The sequence below is a fragment of the Nitrosopumilus sp. K4 genome, from assembly GCF_018128925.1.
In the GTDB taxonomy this organism is placed as follows: Archaea; Thermoproteota; Nitrososphaeria; order Nitrososphaerales; family Nitrosopumilaceae; genus HKST03.
The window spans coordinates 1,478,937-1,492,747 of record NZ_CP067007.1 but is presented as its reverse complement, the minus strand read 5'-3'; the positions used below and the strand labels follow the sequence as shown (position 1 = coordinate 1,492,747).

Sequence of the window (13,811 nt, the reverse complement as noted above, 5' to 3'; positions counted from 1 at the left end):
GAACATCCCGCGTGCCAGATATGAAAAAATCACAAAAATCTGTTTTATCTCTTTTCTTCAAGTGATATTGCTGCAATTTTTGCAGAATTTTCTGCCCCATTTGGAATAAAATTCCTTGAGAATTCAACTAAATTTTCTTCAAAATTGTTGTAACTCTCTTTAATTCTGGATATTGCTTTGATTACTTGTTTTGTATTTGTGGCCAAAACACCAAGATTTTTTTCATCTGCCCATCTTATGTTATTAGTATGTTCATCATAAATTGGCATACCTATAATTGGCTTTGATTTTCCTCCAAGAATTTCACCCATTACAGTATGAGAACCATTAACAACAGCATATTTGCACTGATTCAGAACAGTGTCTTTTTCTTGTTCAGAAAGAAATCCTACATCTATTTGAATCCAATCCAATTTCTTATCAAATGCATCAGATATTGAATATTTTTTGCCATCAGTTCCTATCACAGAATCAATTGATGAATCATTTCTTGCATGAGATATGATTCTTTTTTCATTTATCATCTTGTCATTATGAAAGACCTCTTCATATCTTTGTCCAGTTCCATCATTTGTTGATTTGTTTCCAGTTCTCATCCAATATCCAAAATCTGAATCTTTAACCAAACGTTCTAAATCTGTTGAATTTGTCTTTTCTATTTTTTTAGAATTTGTAAAATGCCCTACATATTCTACTTTTTTTTCTGCTTCTTTTGTAAAATTGAGATTATATTCACATAGTGTATATGGTGGTGGCGAATCTGCAACAAGAATTTTTGTAGCTTTTTCAATTTGTTTTGCAACAAAGATTAACGATGGATAAAAATAAGATCTTGATTTGTATAATTTTGGTCTAAACTGATTTGTAATAAACAAACTTGGAATATTCCGGTTTTTCGCTAAAATATTAGAACCCATATCACCATCATTTATTACCACATCAAACTTTTCTTTATCATACAATTTTCTTTCCTGTCTCAAGTAACTTGCAATTTGTTTTACAAGTGAGGGATTATCTGATACTGGCAACAATAGATTGAGCATTGATAATGAAACACTTGGACCAAATTTTCCGTCAATTGGTGTTGGCATTAAAATCTCATGAATGTGATCTTTTTTGTCAGGAAATTTTTCTAATAATTTTTGATAAACGTGATCCTTACTCGAATAATGAACTTCAAAATCCTCTTTGATATAATCTCCAAGTATTGAATTTAACCTCATCATTCTAGAATAATGTCCACTTCCCCAAGGGTAGATAAATTCACCAATTTTATACATAAATCAAACCTGCATTACGCTGTTTAAATTTTCAATGATTTTCTTCAAAAGAATCTAAAATATCATGCATATTGTTAGGACCAAGATCAACCATTACTGTCTTTTTTGATTTTACTACATCTGCTATTTTGTTTATATGATTTGTGGATTCATTTAATTTCATTGATATGATTTTTCTGATTTTTGAAATATTCTTTTCTATTCCTATCTCTTTTAGGTCATCAAATATTTGCCCATTAATTCCAAATAATGGTAGTATTGGTAACAAATTATTTTCAAAAATAAGTTTCATTGACTCATCAATAAAATTCCTAGAAAAAATTAATGGAGATAATGCAATTGAGACATATCTAACATTTGTTTTTTTAGTTTGTTTAATTAAAACATCTAAAACAGATTTTACCAGCAAAAGATAATTCTTGGTACCATAATTTGAAATATTTAGATTAAAAAAATCAATTTCAATTTTTTGTTTTAATAACCTTGGAATTATTTGATTTAACATTTTTACAATGTTTATAAGATCTGATTTTTGTCTATAACAAACAATAATTTTAGAATTATATCCTTGTTTTATTGTCTCATAACAAGAAATTGCAGAAATCTCATCATATATACAACAAATCGTATCTTGTTTTTTTGCATCAAATGGAATTCCTCCTAATCCTTTATCAATAAAAATACAAACATATCCATGATTTTTTGTTAGATATGTATACAGTAATTTGTCAAAGTTCTCATCAGTTCCAGGTTTTGCATCAATATTTGATTTTTTTTCAATAATTGCTGATGTTGCAGACAACTCTACATCTTTTGTGAAGAATCCCTTTGATTTTCCTTCTACTCGAACTAGAAATCTTTCTCCTTTCAATAGTAAGTTTCCTCCAACCGAAGCAATTTCTTTTACAATTACCTGAAAATCATTTTTAATCTGTCTTGCAATAGCTATTTTTTTAATTCCAAAAAGTAGATTTATTGCAGAAGATGAAAAAACGGGATCATTTGCATCTACCAAAATCACATCTCCATCGCGTTTTATTGAATTAAACTGTTGATTTTTTATTTTTAGAATTTTCTTGATGTTTTCCATTAATTGTGGAATTTTATTTTTAGAAAAATCATTTGGAAAAACTACTACATATGATATTTCCTTCATCTTTTCTTTTTTCATTTGTACTTGTTTATAATTTAGATTAAAACTTAGGTAATCAATATAAAACAAATCATCTGAATGTCTTTGTGACAAAATTTACTCAGAAACAAGTAGATGAACTCAATGAAAAGATAAAGACAGCTGAGGAAGCTCTTCAATGGACATCTGATAATCTGCATCCCAAAGTTGCAAAAGCCTCTAGTTTTGGGGCTGAAGATGCCGTAATAATGGATATTATGTTAAAAATTAATCCTAAATTTCGATTCTTTACTTTAGATACAGGCAGGCTTCCTCAAGAGACTTATGATATAATGGATATTGTTAGAAAAAAATACAATATAACAATTGAAGTGCTATTTCCAGATACTAAAGAAGTTGAAGAAATGGTTAGGGAAAAAGGCATGAATCTTTTCTATGATAGTGTTGAAAATAGAAAACTTTGCTGTGAAATTCGTAAAGTTCATCCAATTAATAGAATGCTTAGTACGTTAGATGGCTGGATTACGGGATTAAGACGTGATCAAACAGAAGTCAGAAAGGATGTTAACATTTTTCAAATTGATAATGGTCATGGGGGAATTTTGAAAATCAATCCAATAATTGACTGGACTTGGGATGATGTTCAAAATTATATCAAAAAGAACAATTTACCCTACAACAGTCTTTTAGACAAAGGATATCCAAGCATTGGATGTGAGCCTTGTACTAGACCGATCAAACCTGGTGAAGATCTTCGTTCTGGTAGATGGTGGTGGGAACAAGGAGAACATAAAGAATGTGGCCTTCATATAGAGCGAAAACGGATGGATTGACATGTCAGAAGAAAATTCAATTAAACCACACGGTGGAAAATTAGTTAATAGAATAACAAAAGCAGATCCTGTAGGATTAGATTCTATCACAATAACTGAGGATTTAGCAAATGATGTTGAAAACATTGCAGACGGAATATTCAGTCCTTTAGAGGGATTTTTAGGTCAACAAGACTTTGAAAATGTTGTTTCAAAAGGTAGACTGACAAATGGTTTGGCATGGACTATTCCAACTGTATTAGATGTTGATCAAGAAACTGCAACAAAATTAAAAGAATCTGGTGATGTCTTGTTGAAAAACCCAGAAGGTATCGGTGTTGCAATTTTACATGTAGAGGAGACTTTTACATTTGACAAGGAAAATACCTCAAAGGGAGTCTATGGAACTACTGATTCATCACATCCTGGTGTTGCAAAAACACTGTCTATGAAAGACTATCTTGTAGGAGGAAAAATCGATTATATTCAAAGACCCGAAGAGACTGAGATCAGAAAATATCGTTTATCTCCTACGCAAACAAGAGAGGCTTTTGCAAAAGCTGGATGGAAAACAATTGTTGCATTTCAAACTAGAAATCCACCACACGTAGCCCATGAAATGTTGCAAAAAACATCAATTACTACAAGAGATGGTGTATTTGTTAATCCAATTATTGGAAAGAAAAAATCTGGTGATTTTGTTGATGAAGTTATCGTAAAATGCTATGAGACAATGATCAAGCATTATTATCCCGAAAACAGATGCAAGCTTGGAACATTGCATACTGAAATGAAATATGCTGGACCTAAAGAAGCAATACATCATGCCATTATGAGACAAAATTATGGGTGCACACATATCATTATTGGAAGAGATCATGCAGGTGTTGGAAACTTTTATGATCCATTCGCAGCTCAAAAAATATTCAACGATTACCCAGAATTGGAAATTTCTCCAGTATTTTTTCCAGCATTTTTCTATTGCAGAAAATGTTTGACATACACAAATCCAAAAGCATGTCCACATGATGATGACGCAAAAGAGCAAATCAGTGGAACCAAACTAAGAGAGATGATTCAGAATGGACAAGCCCCATCTGAATTTATCTTAAGACCTGAAGTATCAAAGGTAATCTTGGACTCTTCTCATCCTTTTGTTGATTAGATATTTATTCACTCTAACATGATTTAGCTTGTGAAATATCTAATTACTCTAATTTTATTTTCAGGATTTCTTATTTTTCCTGCATTTGCTCAGGAAGAAACAAATCCATCTCTAGTAATTGATACAATTGAAATTCCCGGTGAAGAATTCAACAAAATTGCTCGTGATGCAGCTGTTATTCAAATGGAAAAAACACACGAAGTTAGCTGGCAAGCTACAATTGATAATAATCTAATTTATGCAAATCCTGACGGAAATGCTGTTTTGAAAATATATGAAAAAGAAGATCCAGAGCGATTTGTTGAAATAGGAATGGGTTCTCAGCCTAATCACAAATTTTGGGTTGCTGTAAAGACTCCCAAGGAAGGATACGTTGTTGTTCATCGTAATTTAGAGAGAGGTTGGTTTTCTGAAGCCAAAATTATTGTATCATACACTGAACGTGCAGGTCTGACCGTAAATAACGGTGCTAGAATTGTAGTTTCCAATCTTGATATCGGAAAATTCGCCTTTGACTCATATTCTGTGCATGGTATGGAAAGTAGTTCAGATCCACCAGCAGTAAACTCGGGAAGTATGACCGTAGAATTTCTCTCTGGTGATCCTTCAAAGAATGTATTTGCATTATTCCCATTCTATGTAGCAGCTGGAATTGGGGTCTTAGTTGGAGTGTTGTTTCTAACTAAGAAACGCTCTTAGATTTGTAAAATTTGCAATCGTTTCTAATTTTGCAAACATTGCACATTGGCGATATTGGTTTACAAATATTTTGACCGTACATTACAAATGTATCATTAATATCAATCCAAAATTTTTTTGGAATTTTTGCCATCAGTTCTTGTTCTGTTTCTTCTGGGGTTTTCGTATTAACCAAACCCAATCTGTTTGATATCCTATGAACATGAATATCAACTGGGATGGCTGGCTTTTCAAATGCATACACTAAGACACAGTTTGCCGTCTTCCTTCCAACACCTGGCAATTCTACAAGTTTATCTAAATTTTCAGGAACATTTCCCTTGTATTTTGAATTTACAATTTTTGCCACTTCGATAATTCTTTTAGATTTTACATGATAGAAACCAATTGGTTTTATTATTTTTTCAACATCTTTTACTTTGGCATTTGCAAGTGCTTTTGCATTTTTATATTTAGAAAATAATGCTTTTACAACTTTGGTTGTACTTTCATCTTTTGTTCTCGCTGATAAAATAGTACCGATTAAAATACTGAAAGGACCTCCAGTCTCAGCTTCGTGCAATTCTCTTAATGCAGTCATTCTTGGAGGCTTAACAGAATTCATGGTATCCATCATTCCACGAAGAATTTTTTGCATTTCTATTGAGATTATACGTACAAGTATTATATCTGTAATATTCACTAATGATGATGGAACTTACTAAAGAAGAGGAATCTGCACTAAAAGGTGAACAAGGTGAAATCATGCAGATGGCCTACCGAATTTTGGTGGCCACCGGTGAAGCAACAGATGCTGAAAAACTAATTCCTATTGAGTGGGCACATCTTTCAGGCGTAAATTACAATACAATTGGCGATGCAGGAGAAGAATTTCTTGCCAGTATTAGTAAGGATGCACGGGTAAAGGTCAAGACTACGTTAAATCCAATGGGCTTTGATATTGATAACGTATCAAACTATGGTCTGGATGAGAATTTTATTTCAAAACAACTTTCAATCAAGAATTCATATGAGACAATGGGTGTGACTCCTTCTTTTTCATGTATTCCGTATGAAATTTTTGATATTCCAAAAGAAGGAACTCAAGTATCCTTTGCTGAAAGCAATGCAGCTATACATGCAAATTCTTTTGATAACTTGAAAACAAATAAAGAAAGTGCATTTAGTGCACTTGCAAGTGCAATAACTGGAAAAAGTCCATACTCTTCACTTCGAAAAGACGATAACCCAAATCTTACAATCAGGATGAGAGTTGATGATCCAAATGAGCTGACCTTTGGAATGCTTGGATTTTTTGCAGGTAAAGTTGGTAACAACTCTGTAAATATTTCAGGAGTTGGTGAAATGGATAGACGTAGCTGCAAAGCACTGTGTGGTGGTATGGGAACTTCTGGAACCTGTGCAAAGTTTGTTTTTGGTGATGGTGAACCTGATTGTGAAAAAGTTGATTTTGATAAAAAGGAGATGCAAAATGTTTATGATGAACTAAACACTGCAGAGAAAGGCGATCTTATTACACTTGGCAGCCCACAACTGGGCTTGGAAGAAATATCGGATCTTACACATAAACTAAAGGGACGATCTTTTAAAAAGAGATGTATGATATTCTGTCCACGATCTGTAAAAAAGCAAGCAAGAAAGATTGGATATACAAATGAGCTTGAAAGGGCTGGATGTGAAATACTTTCAGACTGCTGTACATGTCTTACCCCCTTGATTAACAAAGATGATGTTGACTCTGTCACTACAAATAGCATAAAGGGTGCGTTTTATCTCAAAAATTCAAACGGTGTAGATATCAATTTAAAACCATTATCGCAGATTGTTGAAGATGAGACAAGATGAAAAAAATTCTGGTTAAAGGAAAAACAAAAGGTACCGTCTTAAAATCACATGATCCGATAAACTTTCTAGGCACAGTTGACAAAAAAACAGGCATAATTAGTGACAAAAATCATGAACTTTACAATAAATCCATAAGAGATTCGATACTTGTTTTTCCTTCTGGTGTTGGAAGTAGTGTTGGTGCATACACTATCTATTCTATAAAATCAAACAATTCTGCACCGCTTGCTATGATATGTCAAAAAGCAGATCTTACTGTTGCTACTGGATGTGCACTTGCAAATATTCCTCTGATAACAATATCTGATGAAGAATTTTCTTCATTGCATAATGGGCAAAAAATTTCATTAGACACCGATTCCTCAAATCCTATAACTTTTCTTGAATAACTGAACCATTTGGTTTTTCTTCTTTAAAGACAATACCCTCAAATTTTTCAATCTCTGTATTGGAATCTTTCCAATGATCTTTTGACAATCCTGCCTTTTCACATGTGTATTCTAAAAATTCTTGTTCATTCCAATTGTATTCGACTGGAACTTGCGGTAACAACAATCCTGAATTAAAACCATTTCTAACAATTAATCCATCTCTTCCAACTTTAATTTCTGATAGATACTCTTTTGGATCATTTACTATGATTTTTCTTGGTGGTGTCAAAACAGTTACTTCAAAGGAAATTGATTCCAATTCTTCACTTTTTATAGGAGGAAATCTAGGATCTTCAACTGCAGCTGCAATTGCGGCATCTTTTAATGCTAAAAACAATTTTTTATCTGGCAAAGGATATCCAATACAACCTCTCAAACCAATAGGGTTGTTTAAGGTAACAAATACTCCTGCATTAAAAGAAAAATCCTCTCTAAAGTTTTTGTCTAGCTCAGACACTGTTTCTGATCTGAGATACTCTGTAACGATTCTTCTTGCTGTCTTTACAAGAACCTCTCCTTCTTTTTGAGTTAGATTATTGTAATCTTTCATTTATCTCCATCACAAATCTCTGTAGATTTGTTATATGTGTGCCTTCCCAATATACTTGATTGCAGCCTTTACACTTCCAGAATTTTTCATTTATTTCAAAAACTTTGGGAGGAATCAATTCTTTTACTGATGATTTCAAAACAACTTCTGTATTGGAATTACATTTAGGACATCTGGCAATGTCTCCATTAATCTGAGAAATTGCTATGCCTGAACTATTGATTATCTCTAAAAACTGTCCAATTTCATCATGTCTTGAAACAAGAATTGATTTCAAACCTGCTTTTTTTGATTTTCTTACCAAACTTTCATCTCTTGAGACAATTACTCTATCTTCATTTTTTGCCTCTTCGATCAATTTATCATCATCGATATCTGCATCATATTTTGAATCATATCCTAACAGTCGCATTTTTTTTGCAACATTTCCTAGCATTGAATCTACAAAAAAACAAACCTTAGAGTGCATTTCCAAATGCCACTTCTTTAATCTGACTTTGTCCTGATGGAAGGACTCTTACAAATTCATCAATGGAGATATTTCTAACAATTTCTTCATCTAATTTGGAGAATTCTATCCTTATTTTTTTTGCAGCATCGACTAGTTCTGAACCATGTGGTTCAATTATTGCATAATAAACAGAATTTTTCTTTATTGGTTCTGGAGGACCACACGTAAGAATATGATGTTCTTCTTGACGAATAATTCCGACTGCCAACTTTAAAGATGGAACTCCAATGAAGTTTCTTTTTCCTTCTATTGTAAATGATCCTTTTGGAAGAAATTGTCCACTAGGAGCAGATTTTTTCACTTGTTCTGGATTCACCCAGTATGTTTTAAGGCCATGTATTCCTTCCCTCCACGCTCTGCTAAAACATGCAGTAGCATGCGCAACCTCATTCATGCTTGTATCCGGAGGGTTTTCTGCATCTTTTAAAATAAAAAATGGTGAACCGTGAATCTCCCCATGAAATATTTTGTCATTTTTCCCAAGATGCTTTCTAACAACTGCAGAATTAGATGCAGCATCCCGTCCACCAATTGCAAGTAATCCGTCCGATGTGAAAAACCATCTATAACGTTCATACCAATTCTTTTTTCTTATGTCTGATACAACAATAGTGTTCTTTTCAGATTCAGTCTTGTTTTGCAATTTTTCTAATTTCTTCAATGTTTTTTCTTTGATATCTTGAATTGATTTTATTGCACTTGATTGACGTTTTGCTTCATTGAATAGTACTGATGCAATTGATTGTAAAGGTGCGTTTGGATTGATCTGAATTTTTTGTTCGTTAATTATTATTAACGGAATACCTTTTTCTTTTGCAATTTTTGTATTGTTCTCTGATAAAATTTTCTGAGACCTTGGATCTTCTATTGAAATAATTCCTTGTGAAACCATCCCAAATAACGAGTTTGCAACATTTGTTATTTTTTCAGATTTTTCTTTCACAATTTCTATTGCCTTTTCCTGTTCAGAAATCTGACTTTGTAATTCCTTGATTTTCTTTTCTGAATCACTTGATTGAACCGATTTCCCTTTCTCTATGATATTTTCAGTAAAAACAGTATCAAGCCCTTCAATAAAGCTGTTAACAGGAGTTATGTTTTCCTCAACTCCTAATCTTATTGGCAGAACTTCAGTTTTTTCATTTCTAGTAATCACTGGTTCATGTTTTCCAGAAATTACATTGTTTACAACTTCTTTTGTTGTTTCATACAATTTCCTCACTTCTTTTTCTGAAAACTGGTTGCATACTTTTTTTGAATCAATTCCTGCAAACTCGAATATTCCTTCAGCATACTTTTTTGGCAAACCAAGATTTCTTCCAATCCATTTTGCCCCTGCCAAATCTGACATTTTCATCTGTTCAAAGTCTGATTCAGACACATTAAGAATATCTAATCCATCATTTGGTGGTGGAACGTACTCTAGCCCAACACCTAACTTTCTGTGACGCACATCAATTGAGTGCTGCAATGCTAAAATTTTCATTTCACTATTACAGAGCAAAATATTCCCATCTCCGAAAAATTCCCCAACAATAACAAACTCTTTGTCAAATCCTGCAAATGTAAAATATGCAATACGCTCAGTTCCAATCTGTTCAATCTTCTTTAGCTTTAATCGGAGCAAATCATTTCGAAGTCTTTTCTGTAATCTGTTTGGTTCCATCTGTTCTATCTTGACAGATGTAATCCACACTCCAAATGTTGAGATCATCATGAAAATGTCTGGCTTTTCTGTATGGTGAAGCTTAAACAGAATACTGTCTTTTGTAATGCCATAGATATTGCTGACATAGTAGTCTTGAACTTCCTTTGTGATTCTATCAACTAAATAACGTAGCTCAATTCCAGCAAGTGGCATAACCAAAACTCTGATTGACTAAATTATACTCTTGCTATCTTGCCTAGTCTGTGACCAAAGATTTTAAACGAGGCTTGCTTGAGTCACGCTAGAAATTCAATTGGCAAAATTCAAAAAGAAAAAATCTCAACCAACTCCAGGACCTGATGACTCTAAAAAGGAAAAACCTGTAGAGGATAGAGAAATTCCTGAAACAGAGCCAGTTGAATCTAAAACACCTGATATTCCTCCCTCTGAACCGCCGGTAAATGAGGTTGAGAAGAGTGAAAAAGATAAAAAACTAAACAAGTTGTTTTGGTTAAGAGTAGGATTTGCAGTAATTGCTGGAACCGCTGCGACGTTTATCTTCGACGGTATTTCAGACATGGAAGAAAAACGTTGGACTTCGATTGGATTTATGATAATTGTCTTTATTGTTACTATAGTTATTGCAAAAGGAATGAAGATACAACTTCCTACTTCTGATAGAAAGAAAATTGTTACACAGGGAATCGGAAGCTATATTTTCATTTACTTGTTCATCTGGGTTTTAACTAATACGCTAGTTCATGGAAATCCTGCTGCAACAGGAATCCCATCCCCAATACCATAACGTCGTTTCATTGGTAACTAATAATGTGGAATTTTAAAACACCTGGGATTCCTGACGAAGAATTTGAACGTACTGAAAAAGTTCCAATTACTAAAGAGGAAATACGTGTAATGCAAATTAGTAAGGCTCGTTTAAAACCTGGACAAATTGTATATGATATTGGTTGTGGCAGTGGATCAATTACTGTAGAAGCGGCAATACAAGTAGAAAATTCTGGAAAGGTCATTGCAGTTGATTATGATGAAAATGCGATAGAACTAACAAGAAAAAATACAGAGAAATTTAACCTGAAAAACATTTCAATTGTTACTGGTAACGCTAAAGAAAAAATTCTGGATTTGCCAGAAGCTGACGTGATTTTTGTTGGTGGCACCGGAGGTGATACACAAGAAATAGTTGAAAAGTCACAAAACAAGCTTAAATCAGGAGGACGAATTGTAATAGGTGTGATTTTAATTGAAACAATGTATTCTGTATTGACCATTCTTGATGACCTGGAATTTGTCGATGTAGATATTACTCAAGTTACCATATCAAAAAGCAGAAAAACCTCTAAAGGAACTATGATGTTGGCCCGAAACCCAGTTACTATAATCTCTGCAACTCGAAAGTAATCTAGCTTTTTAATTGGGAGGAAAATCCTATCTTTTATGCCTGAACTAGTAGGAATTGGTGTTGGACCTGGAGATCCAGATCTTCTCACGGTAAAAGCAGTAAAGGCAATTCAAAGTGCTGATGTAATAATGTGCCCTGCATCAAAAGTGGACAGACCCAGTATTGCATTATCTGTGGTTGATTCCTTAATTGACAAATCAAAGAATCAAGAAATTGTAAAGCTGATTTTTCCGATGACTAAAGATAAAGATGTACTTACAGAAACATGGAAGAAAAATGCAAAAATTATGGCTGAAAAAGTCTTGACTGGAAAAAATGTCGTTTATCTCACAGTAGGTGATCCATTTTTGTATAGTACTTGGATCTATATGCACAGAGACATTTCAGAAAATCATCCAGAGATTAAAATTTCTGTAATTCCTGGAATTGTATCAATGTTTACTTTTGCATCCAAAGTTGGTGTAAGCATTGCTGAAGGTGCTGAAAAAGTTTCAATCATCCCATCATGTTATGATTTATCTAGTGTTAAAGAAATTGCAAAAAATTCCGAATCTATGATTTTTCTTAAAGATGGCCGATACTTTGATCAAGTAATTCAGGTACTAAAGGATGCGGGATTTCCTGATGACTCCATATTCGCAATAGGACAAGATCTTGGAACAGACAATGAAATAATTAGAAAAATGAAACTCGGTGAAGTAAATGATGACACATTGACTACAAAATATTTCTCAATATTGGTGGTAAAACGTGTCTGAGGTATTTTTTGTCGGTTGTGGTCCTGGTGACCCTGAATTAATTACTGTAAAAGCAAAAAAACTAATTCAAAAAGCTGATGTTGTAGTTTATTCTGGCTCATTGATTCCTAAACCAATTCTAAAACTGTGCAAAAAAGGAAAACTCTATGATGCTGCAAAATTAGTCAGAGAAGAAATTTTTGATCTGCTTTATAAAAATGCAAAAAAAAACAAACTTGTTGTTAGACTACATGATGGTGATCCATCAATTTATGGAGCAATAAAAGAACAAATCGACAACCTAGAGGAAAACGGAATAAAATCTACTGTAATTCCTGGAATTACTGCATTTCTAGCCTCAGCAGCTGCATTAGGCACTCAGTTGACCTTACCTGGAGTCACACAAACAATAATTGTCACAAGAGCAGAATCTAGAACAAAGGTTCCTAAACGTGAAAAAATATCTGAGCTTGCAAAACACAAAGCTACTCTTATCTTTTATCTTAGTGTGCATTTATTACCAAAACTTGTCAAAGAAGCAATTGCAGGAGGTTACAAAAAAACAACCCCTGTTGCTGTAGTATATAGAGCCAGTTGGGATGATCAGAAAATCATCAGAGGAACTCTAAATGATATTGCAAAAAAAGTTAAAGACGAAAAAATTACACGAACCGCAATTGTAATAATTAGTGATGTCATTGAACCTGAATCTTATGAATATTCAAAACTATATGATAAGGAATTTAGTCATGGATACAGAAAAGCAAAATCTAACAAGATAAAAAATTAACTTTATTTTTAATTCCTAATCTTCTCAAGTTTTTTTCAAACTTTTTTGTATCGTCAGAACTGAAAATCATTAACTTATTTCGTTCTTCCTCTTTATTTTGAAATCTTCTTTGGATTTTCTTTGCAATAATGTTTCCAGGATCAATAAATTTTGTATTTGGAAATTCTTTTACTAGTAGTTTTTTTAGAAATGGTAAATGTGTACTTGACAGAGTAATTACATCAATATTTTTTTCAGCTAAAATATTTTTAAGATTTTTTTTGATTGTTATTTTACAAAATAATTTATCCGTAAGAAACATTCCAGATTCAACAAGTTCTACCAATTTTGATCCATTAATTTTATGGATTTTTGTAGATGAATTTAATTTAGAATTTTTGATATAACTTGACAGCTCTCTGCTATTGATTGTTGCTTGTGTAGCTAGAACTCCAATATTTTTTGTTTTTGAGATTTTTTCAGCTTCTCTTATGGGGGGTCTTATACCAATAACCTGTTCATCATCTATGTCAAGAATTACTGTGGGAGTATTGGATCCGATAACTATCAAATCTGGAGAAAATTTTTCATTTAACACTTTTATTGAATTTCTAATGATCTTTGTTAACTCAGATTTTGTTTTTTTGCCATATGGGAAATTTTTCTGGTCAGCAAAATAGATTATTTCTGCTTTCATTGTTTTTTGAATTTCTTTAATTACCGATAATGATCCTAGCCCGGAATCAAAAACCGCTATTTTAGCCATAAAATTACTCTGTTTGGCTTGAATAAAATTTTGTTAGCTAAATTTA

16 protein-coding genes are annotated in these 13,811 nt (G+C 32.9%); 9 read left to right on the top strand and 7 right to left on the bottom strand.

All coding sequences use genetic code 11. From position 1 onward, the window contains the following. Nucleotides 1-44: 44 nt before the first annotated feature. The gene (locus NsoK4_RS08975; RefSeq protein ID WP_211687199.1) at nt 45-1,280 is read right to left on the bottom strand and encodes a glycosyltransferase; all 1,236 of its coding nucleotides are present in this window, start codon (nt 1,278-1,280) and stop codon (nt 45-47) included. A gap of 31 nt (nt 1,281-1,311) precedes the next feature. Next, a complete protein-coding gene (locus NsoK4_RS08970; protein WP_211689033.1) occupies nt 1,312-2,436 on the bottom strand; it encodes a thiamine biosynthesis protein in 1,125 nt (374 codons plus the stop codon). An 83-nt stretch (nt 2,437-2,519) separates the two neighbouring features. Between NsoK4_RS08970 and NsoK4_RS08965 the strand changes: the two genes are divergently transcribed. The 3 genes from NsoK4_RS08965 to NsoK4_RS08955 are packed head-to-tail and all read left to right on the top strand — an operon-like array spanning nt 2,520 to nt 5,088. Next, complete coding sequence (locus tag NsoK4_RS08965; protein ID WP_211687198.1) at nt 2,520-3,245, top strand: phosphoadenylyl-sulfate reductase; 726 nt, start codon at nt 2,520-2,522, stop codon at nt 3,243-3,245. 1 nt (nt 3,246) lies between these two features. Further along, the gene (sat, locus tag NsoK4_RS08960; RefSeq protein WP_211687197.1) at nt 3,247-4,389 is read left to right on the top strand and encodes a sulfate adenylyltransferase; all 1,143 of its coding nucleotides are present in this window, start codon (nt 3,247-3,249) and stop codon (nt 4,387-4,389) included. A gap of 30 nt (nt 4,390-4,419) precedes the next feature. Continuing rightward, nucleotides 4,420-5,088, top strand: coding sequence for a hypothetical protein (locus NsoK4_RS08955; RefSeq protein WP_211687196.1), 669 nt, complete (start codon nt 4,420-4,422; stop codon nt 5,086-5,088). Here the strand turns inward: NsoK4_RS08955 and nth are convergent. Continuing rightward, nucleotides 5,072-5,725 carry an endonuclease III gene (nth, locus tag NsoK4_RS08950; RefSeq protein WP_211687195.1) on the bottom strand — a complete coding sequence of 218 codons (654 nt, stop codon included), beginning with the start codon at nt 5,723-5,725 and terminating at the stop codon, nt 5,072-5,074. The genes NsoK4_RS08955 and nth overlap by 17 nt on opposite strands. 53 nt (nt 5,726-5,778) lie before the next feature. On the opposite strand from nth, the gene NsoK4_RS08945 reads away from it, so the two are divergent. Then, the gene (locus NsoK4_RS08945; RefSeq protein ID WP_211687194.1) at nt 5,779-6,933 is read left to right on the top strand and encodes an aconitase X catalytic domain-containing protein; all 1,155 of its coding nucleotides are present in this window, start codon (nt 5,779-5,781) and stop codon (nt 6,931-6,933) included. Continuing rightward, nucleotides 6,930-7,322, top strand: coding sequence for an aconitase X swivel domain-containing protein (locus NsoK4_RS08940; RefSeq protein WP_211687193.1), 393 nt, complete (start codon nt 6,930-6,932; stop codon nt 7,320-7,322). The genes NsoK4_RS08945 and NsoK4_RS08940 overlap by 4 nt, the downstream gene beginning before the upstream one ends. Here the strand turns inward: NsoK4_RS08940 and NsoK4_RS08935 are convergent. Genes NsoK4_RS08935 through rqcH form a run of 3 tightly spaced genes read right to left on the bottom strand, consistent with a single transcriptional unit; the run spans nt 7,303 to nt 10,286 of the window. Beyond that, entirely contained in the window at nt 7,303-7,914 is a 612-nt protein-coding gene (locus NsoK4_RS08935; protein ID WP_211687192.1) for a TIGR00296 family protein, read from the bottom strand. The genes NsoK4_RS08940 and NsoK4_RS08935 overlap by 20 nt on opposite strands. Continuing rightward, nucleotides 7,898-8,350 (bottom strand): Mut7-C RNAse domain-containing protein, encoded by a 453-nt coding sequence (locus tag NsoK4_RS08930; RefSeq protein WP_211687191.1) that lies wholly within the window; start codon nt 8,348-8,350, stop codon nt 7,898-7,900. Before NsoK4_RS08930 ends, NsoK4_RS08935 begins: the two co-directional genes overlap by 17 nt. Before the next feature lie 22 nt (nt 8,351-8,372). Further along, nucleotides 8,373-10,286 carry a ribosome rescue protein RqcH gene (rqcH, locus tag NsoK4_RS08925; protein WP_211687190.1) on the bottom strand — a complete coding sequence of 638 codons (1,914 nt, stop codon included), beginning with the start codon at nt 10,284-10,286 and terminating at the stop codon, nt 8,373-8,375. Between the two features lie 100 nt (nt 10,287-10,386). Here rqcH and NsoK4_RS08920 point away from each other — a divergent pair, with 100 nt between their 5' ends. From NsoK4_RS08920 to cobM, 4 genes are read left to right on the top strand one after another with little or no spacing between them, the layout of a single operon-like run. Continuing rightward, nucleotides 10,387-10,878 (top strand): hypothetical protein, encoded by a 492-nt coding sequence (locus tag NsoK4_RS08920; RefSeq protein WP_211687189.1) that lies wholly within the window; start codon nt 10,387-10,389, stop codon nt 10,876-10,878. 23 nt (nt 10,879-10,901) lie between these two features. Beyond that, a complete protein-coding gene (gene cbiT / locus NsoK4_RS08915; protein ID WP_211687188.1) occupies nt 10,902-11,492 on the top strand; it encodes a precorrin-6Y C5,15-methyltransferase (decarboxylating) subunit CbiT in 591 nt (196 codons plus the stop codon). A 36-nt stretch (nt 11,493-11,528) separates the two neighbouring features. After that, a complete protein-coding gene (cobI, locus tag NsoK4_RS08910; RefSeq protein WP_211687187.1) occupies nt 11,529-12,251 on the top strand; it encodes a precorrin-2 C(20)-methyltransferase in 723 nt (240 codons plus the stop codon). Continuing rightward, nucleotides 12,244-13,020 carry a precorrin-4 C(11)-methyltransferase gene (cobM, locus tag NsoK4_RS08905; RefSeq protein ID WP_211687186.1) on the top strand — a complete coding sequence of 259 codons (777 nt, stop codon included), beginning with the start codon at nt 12,244-12,246 and terminating at the stop codon, nt 13,018-13,020. The genes cobI and cobM overlap by 8 nt, the downstream gene beginning before the upstream one ends. Here the strand turns inward: cobM and NsoK4_RS08900 are convergent. Then, nucleotides 13,001-13,765: a glutamate racemase gene (locus tag NsoK4_RS08900; protein WP_211687185.1), complete on the bottom strand. Its 765-nt coding sequence runs from the start codon at nt 13,763-13,765 to the stop codon at nt 13,001-13,003. The two genes, cobM and NsoK4_RS08900, sit on opposite strands and share 20 nt — an antisense overlap. Between the last annotated feature and the right edge of the window lie 46 nt (nt 13,766-13,811).

Excerpts from the sequence above, each read along its gene's own strand:
- NsoK4_RS08975 (WP_211687199.1), bottom strand. The coding sequence starts at position 1,280 with ATGTATAAAATTGGTGAATTTATCTACCCTTGGGGAAGTGGACATTAT.
- NsoK4_RS08970 (WP_211689033.1), bottom strand. The coding sequence starts at position 2,436 with ATGAAGGAAATATCATATGTAGTAGTTTTTCCAAATGATTTTTCTAAA.
- sat (WP_211687197.1), top strand. The coding sequence starts at position 3,247 with ATGTCAGAAGAAAATTCAATTAAACCACACGGTGGAAAATTAGTTAAT.
- nth (WP_211687195.1), bottom strand. The coding sequence starts at position 5,725 with ATGCAAAAAATTCTTCGTGGAATGATGGATACCATGAATTCTGTTAAG.
- NsoK4_RS08945 (WP_211687194.1), top strand. The coding sequence starts at position 5,779 with ATGGAACTTACTAAAGAAGAGGAATCTGCACTAAAAGGTGAACAAGGT.
- NsoK4_RS08940 (WP_211687193.1), top strand. The coding sequence starts at position 6,930 with ATGAAAAAAATTCTGGTTAAAGGAAAAACAAAAGGTACCGTCTTAAAA.
- NsoK4_RS08935 (WP_211687192.1), bottom strand. The coding sequence starts at position 7,914 with ATGAAAGATTACAATAATCTAACTCAAAAAGAAGGAGAGGTTCTTGTA.
- NsoK4_RS08930 (WP_211687191.1), bottom strand. The coding sequence starts at position 8,350 with ATGCTAGGAAATGTTGCAAAAAAAATGCGACTGTTAGGATATGATTCA.
- rqcH (WP_211687190.1), bottom strand. The coding sequence starts at position 10,286 with ATGCCACTTGCTGGAATTGAGCTACGTTATTTAGTTGATAGAATCACA.
- cbiT (WP_211687188.1), top strand. The coding sequence starts at position 10,902 with ATGTGGAATTTTAAAACACCTGGGATTCCTGACGAAGAATTTGAACGT.
- cobI (WP_211687187.1), top strand. The coding sequence starts at position 11,529 with ATGCCTGAACTAGTAGGAATTGGTGTTGGACCTGGAGATCCAGATCTT.
- NsoK4_RS08900 (WP_211687185.1), bottom strand. The coding sequence starts at position 13,765 with ATGGCTAAAATAGCGGTTTTTGATTCCGGGCTAGGATCATTATCGGTA.